This window comes from Bacillus sp. FDAARGOS_1420 (genome assembly GCF_019344915.1).
GTDB lineage: Bacteria > Bacillota > Bacilli > Bacillales > Bacillaceae_G > Bacillus_A > Bacillus_A mycoides.
The window spans coordinates 1,466,128-1,484,197 of the sequence record NZ_JAHWJB010000001.1; the positions used below are offsets into that span (position 1 = coordinate 1,466,128).

Below are 18,070 nucleotides of genomic sequence, written 5' to 3' on the forward strand. Positions count from 1 at the left end.
CATGGAACAATTAATGCGAAATTCGTTTCTTTTCTTATCTAAAAATAAAGCGCTAACAAAACTGGCTAAAAAGTACGGTTTACGCTTTGGTGCAGGTCGCTTCGTCGCAGGGGAAACGATTGAATTAGCGACAGCTGCAATTAAAGCATTAAATAAGCAAGGTCTTTGTGTAACAATCGATTATTTAGGTGAATTCGTTGATAACGAAGCGGAAGCAAATGAAATGGCTAGCGAATCGATTGAAGCGATTCGTGCAATTGGAAGAGAAGGTCTTAATTCGCAGCTTTCTTTAAAGATGACTTCTATGGGATTAGATATCTCTGACGAAATCGTAATGAACAATATGCGCCGTATTTTAGAAGCTGGAAAAGAAAATGGTGTGTTTATTACAATTGATATGGAAGACTATACGCGCTGCGGAAAAACAATCGATATCTTTAAACAATTGAAATCTGAATACGATAATATTGGTACAGTTATTCAAGCTTACTTATATCGTACAGAAAAGGATATGGAAGATTTAAACGCTTATAATCCTAATTTACGTCTTGTAAAAGGGGCCTATAAAGAACCTGAAGAAGTAGCGTTCCCGGAAAAGAAAGATGTAGATGACAATTATAAAAAAATTATTAAAATGCACTTATTAAATGGAAATTACACTGCAATTGCTTCACATGACGAAGCGATTATTGAATATACGAAAAAACTTGCGGAAGAACACAACATTCCAAGGGATCAATTTGAATTCCAAATGTTATTTGGTATTCGTACAGAGCGTCAACTTGAGCTAGTAAAAGAAGGTTACAAAATGCGCGTTTACGTGCCTTATGGAAACGACTGGTATGGCTATTTCATGCGCCGTCTAGCAGAACGTCCAGCAAACGTTGCGTTCGTATTAAAAGGTATGATCAAAAAATAACCAAGGAGAAAATACTCCTTGGTTATTTTAATTGCTGAAATGCGTAGTGCGCCATTTTCTTCGTATCAGGATATAGCTGCGTACGAGTAGAAGATAACACGACGTTAATGACGCGTTTACCGTCTTTTTCATCAACTGTTACGACTGTGTATTTTCCGAGTGCTGATAAACCGCTTTTACTTCCAATCGCATATGGATCATCATATAGTTCTTCTCGTCCATAGTTTGCGATTTTTGGAGAGCGTTCGGAAGTATGTAGAGTTGTACGTGTTGAATTCATATATTCTAAAACAACCGGGTACTTTAATGCTTCTTTCGTAATAATAGCAATATCATAAGGTGATACTTTATTTCCAAGTGCATCAGCACCACTTGCGTTTTTGAAAGTCGCATGCTTTGTACCAAGTTCCTTCGCTCTAGCATTCATCATTTTCACAAACTTTTCTTTTGATCCCGCAATATGTTCAGCGATTGACTCAGCGATTGGGTCTGCACTAATAATAAGCATAAGTTTTAATGCCTCATCACGTTTTAACTTTTCACCCGCGCGAAGCTTAATCTTTGCACTTTGACTTTCTGTTTTAATCGCATTCTCTGTAACCGTAATTTCTTCATCTTCTTTTACATTCTCTAGTAAGAGTAAGGTAGTCATCATTTTCCCTATACTAGCCGGATAAGAGCGTTCATCTTCCCGTTTTCCATACAAGATTTCACCTGTGTCTGCATCGATTGTAATCCCGTATTGCCCAGTAATGTTAGGCTGATCTACTTTTACAGCTTGTTGTCTGTGAGCGTAAGAAAAGAAAATCATCCCTGTAAATAGTGTGGCGATCATTACAATCATAATTATTGTTCGTTTCATCGTCGTTCCCTCTTTTGTTTTCCATATGTACAAATAAATTGGGCAGAAAAAGCAGCCATTAATCATTATGCCACGTTCTCTGCCCAAAAATATAGCGTTATTTTTCGCCCATATTATGCTTCTTAAATTGTTGGTTATTACTTTGACGCCCTTTTTCAACACCGTGATTATGCGGACCTGCATTTCCAGTTACACTTGCTGCGCTAATTCCAGCTTTTGAAGGGTTCTTCTTAAGTTTTGCCATATATATTCCTCCAGTTTCGTCAGATTATAAAAAGGAAAAGTGCATTTTAATGAAGAAAATACACATGTATAGCATAGCCAAATGAAAGAAATATATTTATTTCAGAAAATTTTATCAATAAATATATTGCGAAAATTCAAACTGTATCATATATTTATTAGTAGAGGCTCACTCATTGATTGCGACTTATGTCGAAAAATTGAATGAGCATTCATTCAAGAATAGGGGGAGAAATGGATGTTCCAAATTAAAAAGGCTGCTGTTCTAGGTTCAGGCGTAATGGGTTCAGGGATTGCGGCACACTTAGCTAATATTGGTATTCCGACATTATTGCTTGATATTGTACCACCTGCGCTTACGAAAGAAGAAGAGGCGAAGGGACTTACATTAGAACATAAAAGTGTGAGAAATCGTTTTAGTAATACGGCTGTGCAAAAACTATTAAAGCAAAAACCAGCTCCTCTGACAGTGAAAGGAAATTTAGCACTGATTGAAGCAGGTAACTTAGAAGATGATCTTGAGCGTCTAGCTGATGTAGATTGGATTATTGAAGTAGTAGTTGAAAACTTAGATATAAAGAAGAAACTATTTGAAAAAGTAGATGCTGTTCGTAAACCAGGCTCAATTGTGAGCTCAAATACATCAGGCATTTCCGTTGAAAAAATGGCAGAAGGTCGTTCAGACGACTTCCAGAAACACTTCTTAGGAACACACTTTTTTAACCCACCACGATATTTAAAACTTCTAGAGGTAATACCGACGAAAGAAACTGATCCACAAGTATTAAGCTTCATGAAACTATTTGGCGAAGACGTTCTTGGAAAAGGCGTTGTTATCGCAAAAGACACACCAAACTTTATTGGAAACCGCATCGGTACGTATGGATTGCTTGTAACGCTTCAAGAAATGATTAAGCGTGGCTATAGCATTGGAGAAGTTGACTCTGTAACAGGTCCATTAATTGGTCGTCCGAAGAGCGCAACGTTCCGTACATTAGATGTTGTTGGTTTAGATACATTCGTACACGTTGCAAATAACGTATATGAAAATGTACAAGAAGAAGAGCGTGATGTATTTAAAGTACCTGCTTTTATGCATGACATGCTTGATAAAAAATGGCTTGGAAGCAAAACAGGTCAAGGCTTCTTCTTAAAACAAGGAAAAGAAATTTTAGAATTAAACCCTGAAACGATGGAATATGGAGCGCGTAAAAAATTAAAAGCTGCATCCGTAGAGTTAAGTAAGCAAGAAAAAGGATTAGCGAATAAATTGAAAGCGCTTGTATACGCGAAAGATCGCGCAGGAGAGTTGTTATGGAATATTATCACACCAACTCTTTTATACTCTGCAAAGCTTCATAAAGAAATTGCTGATGATATCGTTGCAATTGACCAAGCGATGAAATGGGGCTTCGGATGGGAGCAAGGACCATTCGAAATTTGGGATGCAATCGGCGTTGAAAAGTCTGTTCAAAAGATGGAAGAAAACGGCGCAGTTGTTCCTACTTGGGTGAAAGAAATGGTAGAGAAAGGTTTCACTACTTTCTATAAACATGATAACGGCGATAGCTACTATTACGACAATGGTGAATATAAGCTAATCGAACGTAACAAAAAAGCAATTTCTCTTAAGCAGTTAAAAGAGAAAAACGGTGTGTTAAAGAAAAATAGCGGAGCGAGCTTAATTGATTTAGGCGATGGTATCCTTTGCTTAGAATTCCATTCGAAGAGCAATGCAATCGGTATGGATATTACGCAAATGATTAACTACGCTGTTGATGAAGTAGAGAAAAATTATAAAGGTCTCGTTATCGGAAACCAATCGAAGAACTTCTGCGTTGGTGCGAACCTTGCAATGATCTTAATGGAAGCACAAGACGACAACTACTTCGAAATTGAGTGGGTTGTGAAAAACTTCCAAGATGCAATGACGAAAATTAAGTACTCTTCTAAGCCGGTTGTAGCAGCACCATATGGTATGACGCTTGGCGGCGGTACAGAAGTTTGTTTACCAGCAGCGAGCATTCAAGCTTCTAGTGAGACTTATATGGGCTTAGTAGAAGTAGGCGTTGGCTTAATCCCTGGCGGAGGCGGTAACAAAGAGTTATACATTAAACACTTAAACAAAATGGCAAACGGTGTAGAATTCGACTTACAAAAAGTTGCGAATAAAGTATTCGAATCTGTAGCGATGGCGAAAGTTTCTACATCAGCACAAGAAGCTGTATCGAACAACTTCTTAGGCGATAAAGACGGTATTAGTGTGAATGGTGATCACTTACTATATGATGCGAAACAAAAAGCACTTTCTTTATATGAAGCAGGTTATAAAGCACCTATCCGCAAAAAGATACCAGTTGTTGGTGAGACAGGATATGCAGCGCTTGTACTTGGTGCAGAGGCAATGCATTTATCAGGTTACATTTCTGAACATGATCTGCACATTGCGAAGAAACTGGCATATGTCATTGCGGGCGGAAAAGTGCCGTACGGAACAGAAGTTGATGAGCAGTATTTATTAGATGTAGAACGTGAAGCATTTATTAGCTTAGTAAGTGAGATGAAATCACAAGCAAGAATGCAGCACATGCTTGTAAAAGGAAAACCATTACGTAACTAATAACGAGGGGAGATATCGTTCATGAGAGAAGCTGTCATTGTTGCGGGAGCAAGAACACCAATTGGAAAAGCAAAGAGGGGTTCATTAAAAACAGTTCGTCCTGACGATCTAGGGGCGTTAGTAGTAAAAGAAACGTTAAAGCGTGCGAATTATGAAGGACCAATCGATGATTTAATTTTCGGTTGTGCGATGCCAGAAGCAGAGCAAGGTTTAAATATGGCTCGTAATATCGGCGGATTAGCAGGACTTTCTTACGATGTTCCAGCTATTACAATTAACCGTTACTGTTCTTCAGGTTTACAAAGTATCGCTTACGGAGCAGAGCGCATTATGCTTGGTCACTCTGAAGCTGTATTATCAGGCGGAGCGGAATCAATGAGTTTAGTTCCAATGATGGGGCACGTTGTTCGTCCGAACAGTCGCCTTGTAGAAGCTGCTCCAGAATATTATATGGGTATGGGACATACAGCAGAGCAAGTTGCTGTGAAATATGGAATTTCTCGTGAAGAACAAGATGCATTTGCAGTAAGAAGTCATCAACGTGCTGCGAAAGCATTAGCTGCAGGGAACTTTGCGGATGAAACAGTATCTGTAGATGTGACGTTACGCTCGGTTGGATCAAACAACAAACTGCAAGAAGAAACAATCATTTTCGCACAAGACGAAGGTGTAAGAGCAGAGACGACGCTAGACATTTTAGGTAAATTACGTCCAGCATTTAACGTTCGCGGTTCTGTAACGGCTGGTAACTCTTCACAAATGAGTGACGGTGCAGCATCTGTACTATTAATGGATCGTGAAAAAGCAGTGAGCGATGGCATGAAGCCACTTGCAAAATTCCGTTCATTCGCAGTAGCTGGAGTACCACCAGAAGTAATGGGAATCGGCCCAATTGCTGCAATTCCGAAAGCGTTAAAATTAGCTGGTTTAGAGCTATCTGATATCGGTCTATTTGAACTAAATGAAGCATTCGCTTCTCAATCTATCCAAGTTATTCGTGAACTTGGTCTAGATGAAGAAAAAGTAAACGTAAACGGCGGTGCAATCGCACTTGGACATCCACTTGGCTGTACAGGAGCAAAACTAACACTATCTCTTATTCACGAAATGAAACGCCGCAACCAACAATTCGGTATCGTAACAATGTGTATCGGCGGCGGAATGGGAGCAGCGGGAGTATTTGAATTACTATAAAAAAAGTGGAAGCGGCTCGCTCAGAATGTGAGGGGGATGGAGCTTCAGACGAAGAGGCGCTGTTTGCCTCGTAGGAAGAAGCGAAGCCACCGAACATTCTAGCCGCTGGAACTGGATTATAAAAAAAGTGCAGGTGGCTTGCTCAGAACAGGAGGGCGTTGGAAGCCCTGACGAAGAGGCGTTTTTTGCCTCACAGGAAGGGGTGAAACGACCGACTGTTTTAGCCACCGGAACTAGATTAAAAAAAGTGGAAGCGCTCGTTCTAAACGAGAGGGCGCTAAAGCAAAGAATGGAAGCAACAAAGGTTTATAAAAAAATGAGAGCCAGCTTCTTTCAAAATGAGAGAAGCGGCTTATGAAAATATAAAGGAGGAAATTTTCATGGAAAAAACAGTAGGAAATGCGGTTAAAGGCGGTAGCTTTTTAGTAGAGGAGATTACGATTGATCAAGTATTTACGCCAGAAGATTTTTCATCTGAGCATAAAATGATTGCAAAAACGACAGAGGACTTTATCGTAAATGAAGTTCTTCCAGAGCTTGAATATTTAGAGCAACACGAATTTGATCGTTCTGTGCGTCTTTTAAAAGAAGCGGGTGAACTTGGTTTACTAGGCGCTGACGTACCAGAAGAGTACGGCGGAATTGGTCTTGATAAAGTAAGCTCAGCGTTAATCGCAGAGAAATTCTCGCGCGCTGGTGGTTTTGCAATCACTCACGGTGCTCACGTAGGTATCGGATCTTTACCAATCGTATTATTCGGTAACGAAGAGCAAAAGAAAAAGTATTTACCATTACTTGCAACTGGTGAAAAATTAGCGGCATACGCATTAACAGAGCCAGGTTCAGGATCTGACGCATTAGGTGCAAAAACAACTGCACGTTTAAATGCAGAAGGTACGCATTACGTATTAAATGGTGAAAAACAATGGATTACAAACTCTGCATTTGCTGACGTATTTATCGTATACGCAAAAATAGACGGTGAGCACTTCTCAGCATTTATCGTAGAGAAAGAATATGCTGGTGTATCTACAAGCCCAGAAGAAAAGAAAATGGGTATTAAATGTTCTTCAACTCGTACGTTAATTTTAGAAGATGCATTAGTACCGAAAGAAAACTTACTTGGTGAAATCGGTAAAGGCCATATTATCGCGTTCAACATTTTAAATATCGGCCGTTATAAATTAGGTGTTGGTACAGTTGGATCTGCGAAACGTGCAGTAGAAATTTCAGCACAATATGCAAATCAACGTCAACAATTCAAACAACCAATCGCTCGCTTCCCATTAATTCAAGAGAAACTTGCGAATATGGCAGCGAAAACATATGCAGCTGAAAGCTCTGTATATCGTACAGTAGGTTTATTCGAAAGCCGCATGAGCACATTATCTGAAGAAGAAGTAAAAGACGGTAAAGCAGTAGCAGCTTCTATCGCTGAATATGCAATCGAGTGCTCTTTAAATAAAGTATTCGGTTCTGAAGTGCTAGATTATACAGTAGATGAAGGTGTTCAAATTCACGGTGGTTACGGATTTATGGCAGAGTACGAGATTGAAAGAATGTACCGCGATTCTCGTATTAACCGTATTTTCGAAGGAACGAACGAAATTAACCGCCTAATCGTACCAGGTACGTTCTTACGTAAAGCGATGAAAGGTGAATTACCACTTCTTCAAAAAGCACAAAAATTACAAGAAGAGTTAATGATGATGATGCCAGAAGAAGTAGGCGATGAGCCATTAGCACTTCAAAAATATTTAGTAACTAACGCGAAGAAAATTGGCTTAATGGTAGCTGGATTAGCTGCTCAAAAATACGGTAAAGCATTAGATAAAGAGCAAGAAATTCTTGTGAATATCGCTGATATCGTAAGTAACCTTTACGCAATGGAGTCAGCTGTTCTTCGTACAGAAAAAGCAATTAAAACAACTGGTCTTGAAAAGAATAAACAAAAAGTGTTATACACTGAAGTATTCTGCCAAGAAGCATTCAACGAAATCGAAGCAGATGCGAAAGAAACACTTATCGCAGTTGAAAATGGCGACATGCTGCGCATGATGTTATCATCATTACGTAAATTAACTCGCCACACACCACTTAACGTAATTCCGAAGAAACGTGAAATTGCTGCAAAAATTTTAGAAGATGAGCGTTATACAGTTTAATACCTGTAAAGAACAGTAGTCGTTTATACGACTACTGTTCTTTTTTTTGAAAAAATGAAATTTTTAGTGACATAAAACTAATGCCATTAGTATAATGAAACTAATAGCATTAGTTTTTTCGGAAAGGGAGCTGGAAATATGAGAATGATACATGAAAAAACGGTATATCAATTGTCATTTTTACCAAGAGTGTTTCCTGTGAATTGTTACTTTGTGGAGGAAGAAGATAGTTTAACTTTAATTGATGCGGCTTTGCCATATAGCGCAAAAGGTATTTTACAGGCGGCTGAGAACATAGGGAAACCCATTACTAAGATTGTATTAACACATGCGCATGATGATCATATCGGTGCACTAGACGCATTAAAGGAAGTACTTCCTAATGTTCCAGTCTATATTTCTAAGCGGGACGCAAAGCTGTTAGAGGGAGATACGACGTTACAAGAGGATGAACCGAATATACCGATAAAAGGCGGTGTACCTAAAAAGGTAAAAACGGTACCTGATGTTTTATTGGAAGATGGCGACCGAGTTGGATCACTTCTTGCGATTATGACACCGGGACATACGCCAGGATCCATGTCGTTTCTTGATGTACGAAATAAAGCTCTTATTGTCGGGGATGCATTCCAAACAAGAGGAGGTATGGCTGTTTCGGGTCAAATGAAATTTTGGTTTCCGTTTCCTGCGATGGCAACGTGGTGCAAAGAAATATCATTACAAAGTGCAGAGAAGCTAAGCGAATATGAGCCTTCCTTGCTTGCGGCAGGACATGGGAAAATGATAAAGGATCCAGGCACTGTCATAAAACTTGCTATTAAGGAAGCTAAGCGGAATATAGAAAGTATGAAAGAAGGTTAATTTATGTCACCGAGAATCGGACTTACATTACAGAAAATTGTAGAAACAGCGGCCGAAATTGCAGATACAAATGGAATACAAGAAGTAACGTTAGCTTCATTAGCACAAAGGTTAGGGATACGTTCTCCCTCGCTATACAATCATGTGAAAGGTTTACAAGATGTACGGAAAAATCTTGGTATTTACGGAATAAAACAGCTGCATAACAGACTGGAAGAAGCGGCCGAGGGTAACCGGATGGACGAAGCAATTCATTCTTTAGGAGAAGCGTATGTAGCATTCGTCCGCAAACACCCTGGACTGTATGAAGCAACTTTTTTACGAGATGAAGAAGTAAGAAAAGCAGGTGACGGAATTGTAAAGCTTTGTCTTCAGGTTTTACAACAATACGGCTTAGAGGGAGAGAGTGCACTTCATGCGACGCGAGGATTTAGAAGTATTTGTCATGGATTTGCGTCGATTGAACAGCAGGGTGGATTTGGTTTGCCGCTAGATTTAGATACAAGTTTACATGTATTATTGGAGACGTTTATTAAAGGATTACATGTAATGCGAGATTGAATAGGTAGCGAGACACCCGGAAACCTTAGAATCGATTCTAAGGTTTTTTAGTGCATATGATTTCAAAAGAACGGTAGGTGGGCGGATTAAAGTTTTACTTTACTGATGTTAAAGATAGTTTACATGATGTTAAAAATAAATTACAATAAAAATATAGAAAATAATGTAAAAAAAGGAGAGGTTATGAAACAGAATGGGAATTTACAAAATAATCTCGTTGTACTTAGAGCAGAAAAACGCTGGTCACAAACGGATTTAGCGAACAAAGCTGGGGTAAGTAGACAAACGATCGCCTCAATTGAAGCGAATCGTTACAATCCATCTTTAATTTTAGCTTTTGAAATTGCGCATATTTTAGGTAAGGAGTTTCATGAAGTTTTTCAATATAAGATAGAGGGGGAAACGGAATGAGTGTTGTAGTAGGGATAATAATTTCAGTAGCAGGACTAATAGGTGTTTTATATTCAACACGTTTTCAGAAGAATGAGGGGGAAGATGAAAGAGGCGAGCATATTACAGGGAATGCAGCTAAAATTTCATTGTTTGTATTTTTATTTCTATATTTAGTTATCTTTTTAATCGGGAATCTATATTCATTGACAGGCGAACAGTATAAGTTAGCAAATGCATTTTTATTAGCTGGAGTACTTTGTTCGTATGCTTTAACTATCGTAGTTTTGAAAAGAAGATATTAACGGGAAAAGAGCTGTTTTACATATGTATTTGTAAACGGCTCTTTTTAGTTAAATGATATTATTTTGCAGGCTTTAGAAATGTATATATTGCTAATAAGAAGTTGAAAAACATAAATACGAAAGGGTCTTGGCTTGGATTCGGATCATAATTTTTTTGAGTGTTTGTAAGGAAGTTATGGATTTTCATAGTCATTGCTCCTTTGTATGTAGATAAATTGGTAAGAGGTTTATAAAATCGTGATTTTAATTAAACTAACACTTACTAATAGAGTCGCACTAATAAATATTAGGAAAAATGTATTGTTACGATTTTTATAATTGTTAAGTGCTATAAATAAGAAACAAATGAGAAATAACATATGTAACGGTATAGAAGTGAGTAATGGTTTTGAAGTTAATATATCAATTAATAATTTCATATATAGGATTGCATAAACAATAAAGAAGATAACTTTAAACTTTTTTTGCATAAGCACACCTTCTTAATATGGTTTATTTGTTAGCAGATGTTACAATTCTTATTTCAAACATTCGTATTATTCTGTTATTATAACAAAAGTTCATTTAAATAAATAGATGTAGTTGGTTTGAGTATGAAAGGGATTTAAAAAAGTTTTTAATGAATACGATTTAAAAAGAATCAAATAATAAATGGTGAATGAACAAAGAAAGGTAGGAGTATTTTATGCAAAACTTAACAGAGCTTGAAGTTGAAAACTTACGTCATTTAATTGGTGGACATGCGACGATTATTAACAAATTGGACCAGTATGCACAGGCTTGTACAGATCCACAGCTAAAGCAAATGCTACAAAAGGATGCACAAGATGCACGAAATACGAAACAGCAATTAATGAATTTTCTAGGATAGGAGGAAGAGAGAAATGAATGAAAAAGATATGGTAAATGATTATTTAGCAGGGTTAAACTCAAGTTTAACAAGTTATGCAAATTATATTTCTCAGTCTGATAATGAACAGTTACATCAAACGTTAATTCAAATTCGTAATCAAGATGAATCCCGTCAACGTAATATGTATGAATACGCAAAGCAAAAAAGTTATTATAAGCCGGCAGCGCCTGCTAATCCAATGATTGTACAGCAATTAAAAAGTCAATTAAGTGCGGAATAGTATGATGAATGAAACGAGCGAATGGATTCGCTCGTTTTTTTGTTTGGTATATGTCAATAAATACATAAAAAATATTTTTTCAGTTGTAACAAATATGATGAAAATTGAATATAACAATTCACAAAAAGGACAAAAGTTTGTTCAATGTTTCACAAAGCATCCATGGTTTCTATCGTGGGAATCTTTATAATTAGGAGTGTAAAGAACAAAAGAAATAGATTACATGATCGATTAGGAGAGATTGCTATGAATAGAAACACAAGAAAAATTGCAATTATTGGTACTGGATTAGTTGGATCGAGCTGTGCGTATTCAATTGTGAATCAAGGCATATGTGAAGAATTATTATTAATTGATATAAATCATGAACGAGCAGTTGGAGAAGCGATGGATTTATCGCACTGCATTAACTTTACAAATACAAGAACAAAAGTATATGCAGGAAGTTATGAAGACTGCAAAGATATGGACATTGTAATTATTACAGCAGGACCAGCGCCAAAACCTGGACAAAGCCGTTTAGACACTTTAGGAGCAAGTGCAAAGATTATGGAAAGCATTGTTGGCGGCGTAATGGAAAGTGGATTTGATGGTATTTTCTTACTCGCATCGAACCCAGTTGATATTATTACATATCAAGTGTGGAAATTATCTGGATTACCTAGAAATCGTGTGATAGGTACTGGTACATCACTAGATTCTTCTCGCTTAAGAACAATTTTATCTGAAATGTTACATGTAGATCCTCGTAGTATTCATGGGTATTCATTAGGAGAACATGGTGATTCTCAAATGGTTGCTTGGTCTCACGTAACTGTTGGTGGAAAGTCGATTTTACAAATTTTAGAAGAGAAAAAAGACCAATTTGGTGAAATAGATTTAGATGAAATCGTTGAGAAGACTGCAAAAGCTGGATGGGAAATTTATAAGCGCAAAGGAACTACTTATTACGGAATCGGAAATTCTTTAGCTTATATCGCTCGCTCAATTTTCAATGATGATCACCGTGTTATCGCTGTTTCAGCCATTTTAGATGGTGAATATGGCGAATACGATATTTGTACAGGAGTACCAGCAATTATTACTAGAGATGGTATAAGAGAAGTGGTAGAACTAAACTTATCAGAAGATGAAGAAAGTCGCTTTGCAAAATCAAACGATGTTTTACGCGATTATATGAAAACAATTGGTTACTAAATTATAGGAGAAGGTGAAACAAATGAAGGAATATATAATGTCTCGTGTGTTTAAAGCTTCAGCCGGAATCGCACAGGGTATTTTCGTATCCCTTGGAATTGGTTTACTGATCGAAAATATAGGAAGAATTGTTGATATCCCATTACTTATTACAATCGGAGTTGTTGCAAAATCACTTATGGCACCAGCAATTGGAGCCGGGATTGCCTTTATGCTCGGTGCAAACGGACTCGTAATTTTCTCAGCAATGGTAGCTGGAGCAATTGGAGCAGGTTCCATTTCAATTACTGAAGCTGGTCTCATCATTAAAACAGGTGAACCAATCGGTGCATTATTAACAGCGACTTTAGCAGTTTATATTGGTAAACGATTAAGTGGAAAAACTGCTTTAGATATGATGCTCGTTCCATTTGCAGCAATATTAGGTTCTGGTTTAGTCGGTATTTGGTTAGCTCAAAATATTAGCCCAGTTTTAAATACAGTTGGAGCATTCATTAAAGATAGTTCAGCTGGTAGCCCGTTTATCGCTTCTATCGTGATTGCTGTAGTTTGGGGATTGTTACTTATCTCTCCAGCTTCATCAGCTGCGTTAGCGATAGCGCTTAGCTTAGACGGTGTTGCAGGCGGTGCAGCACTTGCAGGATGTGTTGCTCAATTTATCGGATTCTCTGTTATTTCAGCGAAAGAAAATAACTTAGGTGGCATATTAGCCCAGGCACTTTGTACTCCAAAAGTGCAGTTACCGAACATTACTAAAAATCCAATGATTCTCGTCCCAACTGTCGTCGCCAGTGCAATAGTTGGCCCAGTATCGGCACTAATTTTCCAACTGGAAGCAGGAAAAGAAATTGCAGGTCTTGGATTAAGCTCTCTTATCGCACCAATTAATTTAATTTCCAGCCAAGGGTGGGAAGTTGTCCCAGCGATGGTAATCACTTATATCATCATTCCAGTAGCTGTTTCTTATATACTTTACATTGCTCTTAAAAAAGCAGGTCGTATTCATTCTGGTGACATGACTGTACCACAATCTTAATTTGAAAATCTCCTTAATATAGAGAAAAGCAGACTGAAGCAACAGTCTGCTTTTTACATTTTTTGATTTTGTTTTACTGGAACACGTACGGTTTCTTTTGCTAATAACAACTGAACGCCGAAGTAAAGTACGCTTGCAAGCGTCATTCCAGAAATGGCGTCTACAAATGCATGCTGCTTCGTAAATAATGTTGATAAAATAATAAGCGTACCGAAGAAAGTAAGGATGTAATATTCCAAAGTATGCTGTTCCTTGCGCTTAAAGGCAGCTAACATAATTACAAATGTCGTAAGGACATGAATGCTTGGGAAGCAGTTTACTGGATGATCAATACTATAAATATAGCGGACTAGTTCGGAAAATACATCTGTTCCAACGACGGTTGGGCGTGGTACAGTTGTCTGCCAAAAAAAATAAATCGAAAAACAAGCAAGTTTTCCAAGAATTACACTACTTAAAGTGACATAATATTGCTTTCGATCAGCAAAACAGTAATAAATAAGTGCACCGTATAAGTATGGAAACCAAAGTAAGTAAGGAATAATAAATGCTTTGACAAATGGAATCCAATCATCTACTACAGTTGTGACATCTACTGCGTGAACAGTAGATTTATTTAATACATCGTAAAGGGGACTTACGAGTACGAGTAGAAGTATATAACTTAACGGAAGAAGAGATGAAAGTTTAAATTTCTTCATGATAAGCTCCTATGTTTTAGTAATGTAAATAAATTCAATTGATTATAATATAGAAAATCCAATTGGGCTATCGATTTTACTTACATTTTCTTGAATTCACCTTACATTTTTGTCACTTGACTTAAAAGAGGGGGAGGGTGCTATATGAAGCGTTCACTGTATTTCTTAGTTTTTATATTGTTATGCCTAGTGAGTACTGGGTGTGCAAAAGATAAAGAAGGAGAGAATTTAGAATATAACGGGAGAGCACTCGTAATTGGAGTTGTTGGTGAAAAGCCGAAAGATACATTTAGAAATATAAAGTTTGAAAACGTTAAGTTAGAAGAACTGAAAAAGGAATCTGGAGCAGTAGATGGTTTTCTAATAATGAAAGAGCACTTTCAAGAAGCTTCGAAAGAGCAGTATAAAGATGTATTTTCATCGCTAAAGAAACCAGTGTTTTTTATTGGTTTACAAGATAAATCATATTCAACTTTTATTACAAAAGGGATAGAGTATAACAGTGCACGAAAAGATGTAAATGCTATGTACGCGCAAGGTTTTGCAAATATTGGAAGTGGCGAAGGGCAACAATGGGGAGTAGGTTTATCGAATGGTGGAAATACAGAAGAAAGTATTCATAATATGTATATAGTAGTATTTCAAACCATTTCGGACTATTTAAGTCGATGATGAAGGGGCCTGTAAAAGGGCTCTTTTTATTTTTAAATAAACGTTTGTTTAAGATGTATGTTCGGTATGGAAGAATTCATGTATTCCGAAGGTTGGGGTAGAAAAACATGAAATTAATCAAACGTTTGTTTAAGGTATATGTTCGGTATAAAAGAATCTACGTATTCCAAAGGTCGAGGTAGAAAAATATGAAATTAATCAAACGTTTGTTTAAGATATATGTTCGGCGTGGGATGAGAAAAAATTTTAAAAAAATTATATATTTATTTTTTCTTAATAAATGGCGGAAAAATAAGAAAAATTAGCAGGATTATTAAAAATTATCACGAAATAAGTAAAAGTTTAGCGAATAATCGTTTGAAATAATAAAATGTTTTCTATATGATAAAGGTAAAGGTTAGTAAAAAAGTAGGTGAATTTATGACAGTAACATTTTATTCATATCCAAAATGTGGCACATGTCAAAAAGCAAAGAAATGGTTTGAGGCAAACGATGTAGCATATGAGATGATTCATATTGTTGAAAATCCACCGTCAAAAGAAGATTTACGTAATTTACATGAGAAAAGTGAATTACCATTAAAAAAATTCTTTAATACAAGTGGAATGCGTTACCGCGAACTTGGTTTAAAAGATAAGTTAAAGGATGCAAGCGAAGACGAAATGTATGAGCTTTTAGCATCTGATGGCATGTTAATTAAACGTCCAATTGTAACAGATGGAACGAGTGTAACACTTGGTTTTAACGAAGAGCAGTTTGAAAGTGTGTGGAAAAAGTACCAATAAGGTATTTTTACATAATTAATACATTCACTGGAGGTACAGTCATGAGCATTCCAAATAATTTACGTTACTCTGAAGAACACGAATGGGTAAAAACAGAAGGTAATGCGGTTGTTATCGGTATTACTCATTTTGCGCAAGGTGAGTTAGGCGATATCGTATTCGTTGAACTTCCTGAAGTAGGTGCAACAATCCAAGCTGACGAGCCATTCGGAAGCGTAGAATCTGTTAAAACAGTTTCTGAATTATACGCACCTGTAAGTGGTAAAGTTGTAGCAGTAAACGAAGAATTAAGTGACCAACCAGAACTAGTTAACGAATCTCCATACGAGGGTGCATGGATGGTTAAAGTTGAACTTTCTGATGCAAGCCAAGTTGAGAAGTTATTAACTGCAGAAAAATATGCAGAAATGACAAACCAAGACTAATTATAGTCGACTAAAGGACAGCCTTTGTGCTGTCCTTTTTTATGTTGTGTACATAATGAATTTAAAAACATATATATTAATTATTATGTAGGAGAACGTTTTTGAAAAACTTTTTTCATGGAGGCTTCATGCTGAGCAAGCCGCTTGCGCTTTTCGTTGTGATCCAGCTCCAGCGGCTAGATTGTTCGGTGGCTTCGCTTCTTCCTACAAGGCAAAAAGCGCCTTTACGTCAGAAGCTCCATCCCCCTCACAATCTGAGCAAGCCGCTTGCGCTTTTCGTTGTGATCCAGCTCCAGCGGCTAGAACAGTCGGTCATTTCACTCCTTCACTTGAGGCAAAGAGCGCCTCTAGTTCAGGAGTTCCAAAGCCCTCTTGTTCTGAGCAAGCCGCTTCCGCTTTTCTTTTGCAAAAATAAACAGGAAACAACATGAAAATAACGAATATACTATATACTAAGTTAAAGGTTGTATAGTATATGGTGATCGGGTGATGACATATGATTTATGTGGAAAAAGTCATTATTGTAGAAGGTAAATCGGATAGAAGAAAGATTGAATCTATTATTCGTGAACCAGTGGAAATTGTTTGTACAAATGGTACAATTGGTTTGTCGAAAATGGATGAGCTCATTGATCAATTTTTTGATAAGGACGTATATGTGCTAGTGGATGCTGATGATGCAGGAGAAAAGTTAAGGAAACAATTCCGAAAAGAATTTCCGCAAGCAGAGCATATTTATATTGATCGCTCGTATCGCGAGGTGGCGACTGCACCTTCTTCACATTTAGCAAATGTATTATGGGGAGCAGACATTGACGTTTATACAGAATATTTACGGTAAGGAATGATAGAAGTGATTGATTGGACAGGTGCCGAAGCTACAGCCCTAATAGGAAATGAAGAAAAAACAGTGTTATATGTGTATACACCAATGTGTGGAACATGCCAATTAGCAAAGAAGATGTTAACGGTCGTTGAGATGACGATTGAAGATTTGAAAATTGGAATGTTAGATTTAAATTATGCCCCGCATTTAGCGAAAGAGTATGGGATAGAAAGTGTACCGTGTTTACTTATTTTTGAAAATGGGACACTGATGAAGAAAATATATGCATTTCATTCGGTTGAATATTTATATACGGAATTAAAGTAGGCGGCAAAGTTTTTGCCGCCTCGACATATTTCTTGGGAAATATGTCGACATGCGTGATAGATACAGTATTTGTCGAGCGAAAATAACAGGATTGCCCTTTAATAAGAGGGAATGGTATGTAATAGAAAGTGATATGAGGGATGTGGTTTAGGATGAAATTATATTCTTTGCTTCAATCATTTGTAAATTACGCTAATGGTCAATATCATTTAGAACCGCTTTTAAGGCAAGGAGAAAGAACTGTTAATTTTCGTTTTGGAGATGAATGCTGTTCGTTACAAATTTCAAGAGATTATATAGAACTTTTGAAAGAGGCGAGAGGAACGGAACAAATCGTTTGTTTAGAGGAAGAGGATGTACAAAAATTAGTGACTGGAAATATGAGGTTGCAAGCGTTAATGAGTGATGGACGGGTACAATATTCTGGAACGTATCGAACGATGTTATTAGTTGAATCGATGTTTCATATATGTAAACCGATGTCAGTCGGAGCTTAAAATTCTGAAGTTTCTTTTTTTACGAAAATTTCTGTTGACAGAGCGTGTGGATATTGATACAATTCAATTCATAAAATATAGACAATTTCATAAATTTTAAATCAGACGAAAATTTAATCTGATTTCTCTTATTAAGAGAGGTGGAGGGACTGTGCCCTGTGAAGCCCGGCAACCGTCAACTTATGTTGAAATGGTGCCAATTCCTGCAAAGCAAATGCTTTGAGAGATGAGAGAGAGGGATAATGTTGTTATATACGCATATAAACCTTTCTGCTTCTCTAGAAGCGGAAAGGTTTTTTGTCGTTTGAATGCGGAGGACATTCAAATAATAAGAGGAGCTATAACGATGG

Annotated in this window: 24 protein-coding genes and 1 riboswitch; of the genes, 19 read left to right on the forward strand and 5 right to left on the reverse strand. The window is 37.1% G+C overall.

The genetic code is table 11. The features are described from left to right. Window position 1 precedes the first annotated feature (1 nt). The gene (locus I6L50_RS07650) at window positions 2-919 is read left to right on the forward strand and encodes a proline dehydrogenase family protein (protein ID WP_002112697.1); all 918 of its coding nucleotides are present in this window, start codon (window positions 2-4) and stop codon (window positions 917-919) included. 22 nt (window positions 920-941) lie between these two features. Here the strand turns inward: I6L50_RS07650 and I6L50_RS07655 are convergent, their stop codons facing one another. Further along, window positions 942-1,781: a D-alanyl-D-alanine carboxypeptidase family protein gene (locus tag I6L50_RS07655; protein ID WP_219301027.1), complete on the reverse strand. Its 840-nt coding sequence runs from the start codon at window positions 1,779-1,781 to the stop codon at window positions 942-944. Window positions 1,782-1,878: 97 nt separating this feature from the next. Continuing rightward, on the reverse strand, window positions 1,879-2,025 hold the full coding sequence (locus tag I6L50_RS07660) for a YuzL family protein (protein ID WP_085312722.1): 147 nt from the start codon (window positions 2,023-2,025) through the stop codon (window positions 1,879-1,881). 237 nt (window positions 2,026-2,262) lie between these two features. On the opposite strand from I6L50_RS07660, the gene I6L50_RS07665 reads away from it, so the two are divergent. From I6L50_RS07665 to I6L50_RS07695, 7 genes are all read left to right on the forward strand, one after another. Further along, complete coding sequence (locus tag I6L50_RS07665; RefSeq protein ID WP_002015954.1) at window positions 2,263-4,644, forward strand: 3-hydroxyacyl-CoA dehydrogenase/enoyl-CoA hydratase family protein; 2,382 nt, start codon at window positions 2,263-2,265, stop codon at window positions 4,642-4,644. A gap of 21 nt (window positions 4,645-4,665) precedes the next feature. Continuing rightward, window positions 4,666-5,838 carry an acetyl-CoA C-acetyltransferase gene (locus tag I6L50_RS07670; protein ID WP_001206332.1) on the forward strand — a complete coding sequence of 391 codons (1,173 nt, stop codon included), beginning with the start codon at window positions 4,666-4,668 and terminating at the stop codon, window positions 5,836-5,838. A gap of 380 nt (window positions 5,839-6,218) precedes the next feature. Next, window positions 6,219-8,003, forward strand: coding sequence for an acyl-CoA dehydrogenase family protein (locus I6L50_RS07675; RefSeq protein WP_016102228.1), 1,785 nt, complete (start codon window positions 6,219-6,221; stop codon window positions 8,001-8,003). 138 nt (window positions 8,004-8,141) lie between these two features. Then, entirely contained in the window at window positions 8,142-8,864 is a 723-nt protein-coding gene (locus tag I6L50_RS07680; RefSeq protein WP_219301028.1) for an MBL fold metallo-hydrolase, read from the forward strand. 3 nt (window positions 8,865-8,867) lie between these two features. Next, window positions 8,868-9,425: a TetR/AcrR family transcriptional regulator gene (locus I6L50_RS07685; RefSeq protein WP_219301029.1), complete on the forward strand. Its 558-nt coding sequence runs from the start codon at window positions 8,868-8,870 to the stop codon at window positions 9,423-9,425. A 183-nt stretch (window positions 9,426-9,608) separates the two neighbouring features. Continuing rightward, window positions 9,609-9,836, forward strand: a complete 228-nt coding sequence (locus tag I6L50_RS07690) for a helix-turn-helix transcriptional regulator (RefSeq protein ID WP_219301030.1) — start codon at window positions 9,609-9,611, stop codon at window positions 9,834-9,836. Next, entirely contained in the window at window positions 9,833-10,120 is a 288-nt protein-coding gene (locus tag I6L50_RS07695; protein WP_219301031.1) for a DUF2178 domain-containing protein, read from the forward strand. The genes I6L50_RS07690 and I6L50_RS07695 overlap by 4 nt, the downstream gene beginning before the upstream one ends. Before the next feature lie 58 nt (window positions 10,121-10,178). Here I6L50_RS07695 and I6L50_RS34725 read toward each other — a convergent pair whose 3' ends face one another. Together I6L50_RS34725 and I6L50_RS07700 are read right to left on the reverse strand one after the other, a co-directional pair. Continuing rightward, window positions 10,179-10,307: a hypothetical protein gene (locus I6L50_RS34725; RefSeq protein ID WP_257475357.1), complete on the reverse strand. Its 129-nt coding sequence runs from the start codon at window positions 10,305-10,307 to the stop codon at window positions 10,179-10,181. A 40-nt stretch (window positions 10,308-10,347) separates the two neighbouring features. Beyond that, a complete protein-coding gene (locus I6L50_RS07700) occupies window positions 10,348-10,590 on the reverse strand; it encodes a hypothetical protein (protein ID WP_219301032.1) in 243 nt (80 codons plus the stop codon). Window positions 10,591-10,805: 215 nt separating this feature from the next. Between I6L50_RS07700 and I6L50_RS07705 the strand changes: the two genes are divergently transcribed. The 4 genes from I6L50_RS07705 to I6L50_RS07720 all read left to right on the forward strand — a co-directional run bounded on the left by I6L50_RS07705 (window position 10,806) and on the right by I6L50_RS07720 (window position 13,486). Then, complete coding sequence (locus tag I6L50_RS07705; protein WP_201034464.1) at window positions 10,806-10,991, forward strand: hypothetical protein; 186 nt, start codon at window positions 10,806-10,808, stop codon at window positions 10,989-10,991. 13 nt (window positions 10,992-11,004) lie between these two features. After that, window positions 11,005-11,253, forward strand: a complete 249-nt coding sequence (locus I6L50_RS07710) for a spore coat protein (RefSeq protein ID WP_002034620.1) — start codon at window positions 11,005-11,007, stop codon at window positions 11,251-11,253. Between the two features lie 246 nt (window positions 11,254-11,499). Beyond that, window positions 11,500-12,450: an L-lactate dehydrogenase gene (locus tag I6L50_RS07715; RefSeq protein WP_431182324.1), complete on the forward strand. Its 951-nt coding sequence runs from the start codon at window positions 11,500-11,502 to the stop codon at window positions 12,448-12,450. 22 nt (window positions 12,451-12,472) lie between these two features. Further along, window positions 12,473-13,486 carry a PTS sugar transporter subunit IIC gene (locus I6L50_RS07720; protein ID WP_002089394.1) on the forward strand — a complete coding sequence of 338 codons (1,014 nt, stop codon included), beginning with the start codon at window positions 12,473-12,475 and terminating at the stop codon, window positions 13,484-13,486. Window positions 13,487-13,539: 53 nt separating this feature from the next. On the opposite strand, the gene I6L50_RS07725 is transcribed toward I6L50_RS07720, so the two are convergent. Then, complete coding sequence (locus I6L50_RS07725) at window positions 13,540-14,187, reverse strand: phosphatase PAP2 family protein (protein ID WP_002143641.1); 648 nt, start codon at window positions 14,185-14,187, stop codon at window positions 13,540-13,542. A gap of 144 nt (window positions 14,188-14,331) precedes the next feature. On the opposite strand from I6L50_RS07725, the gene I6L50_RS07730 reads away from it, so the two are divergent. From I6L50_RS07730 to I6L50_RS07760, 7 genes are all read left to right on the forward strand, one after another. Beyond that, the gene (locus I6L50_RS07730; protein WP_219301033.1) at window positions 14,332-14,859 is read left to right on the forward strand and encodes a hypothetical protein; all 528 of its coding nucleotides are present in this window, start codon (window positions 14,332-14,334) and stop codon (window positions 14,857-14,859) included. A 420-nt stretch (window positions 14,860-15,279) separates the two neighbouring features. After that, window positions 15,280-15,645 (forward strand): arsenate reductase family protein, encoded by a 366-nt coding sequence (locus I6L50_RS07735; RefSeq protein WP_002129756.1) that lies wholly within the window; start codon window positions 15,280-15,282, stop codon window positions 15,643-15,645. 41 nt (window positions 15,646-15,686) lie between these two features. Beyond that, entirely contained in the window at window positions 15,687-16,070 is a 384-nt protein-coding gene (gene gcvH / locus I6L50_RS07740) for a glycine cleavage system protein GcvH (RefSeq protein WP_000026895.1), read from the forward strand. A gap of 101 nt (window positions 16,071-16,171) precedes the next feature. Next, window positions 16,172-16,501 carry a hypothetical protein gene (locus tag I6L50_RS07745; protein ID WP_219301034.1) on the forward strand — a complete coding sequence of 110 codons (330 nt, stop codon included), beginning with the start codon at window positions 16,172-16,174 and terminating at the stop codon, window positions 16,499-16,501. A 65-nt stretch (window positions 16,502-16,566) separates the two neighbouring features. After that, the gene (locus tag I6L50_RS07750; RefSeq protein ID WP_000640865.1) at window positions 16,567-16,911 is read left to right on the forward strand and encodes a toprim domain-containing protein; all 345 of its coding nucleotides are present in this window, start codon (window positions 16,567-16,569) and stop codon (window positions 16,909-16,911) included. A gap of 3 nt (window positions 16,912-16,914) precedes the next feature. Continuing rightward, window positions 16,915-17,223, forward strand: coding sequence for a thioredoxin family protein (locus tag I6L50_RS07755; RefSeq protein WP_002015940.1), 309 nt, complete (start codon window positions 16,915-16,917; stop codon window positions 17,221-17,223). A gap of 152 nt (window positions 17,224-17,375) precedes the next feature. Next, window positions 17,376-17,720 carry a hypothetical protein gene (locus tag I6L50_RS07760; RefSeq protein ID WP_219301035.1) on the forward strand — a complete coding sequence of 115 codons (345 nt, stop codon included), beginning with the start codon at window positions 17,376-17,378 and terminating at the stop codon, window positions 17,718-17,720. A 125-nt stretch (window positions 17,721-17,845) separates the two neighbouring features. Continuing rightward, a riboswitch (SAM riboswitch) is annotated at window positions 17,846-17,953 on the forward strand. Window positions 17,954-18,070 lie beyond the last annotated feature (117 nt).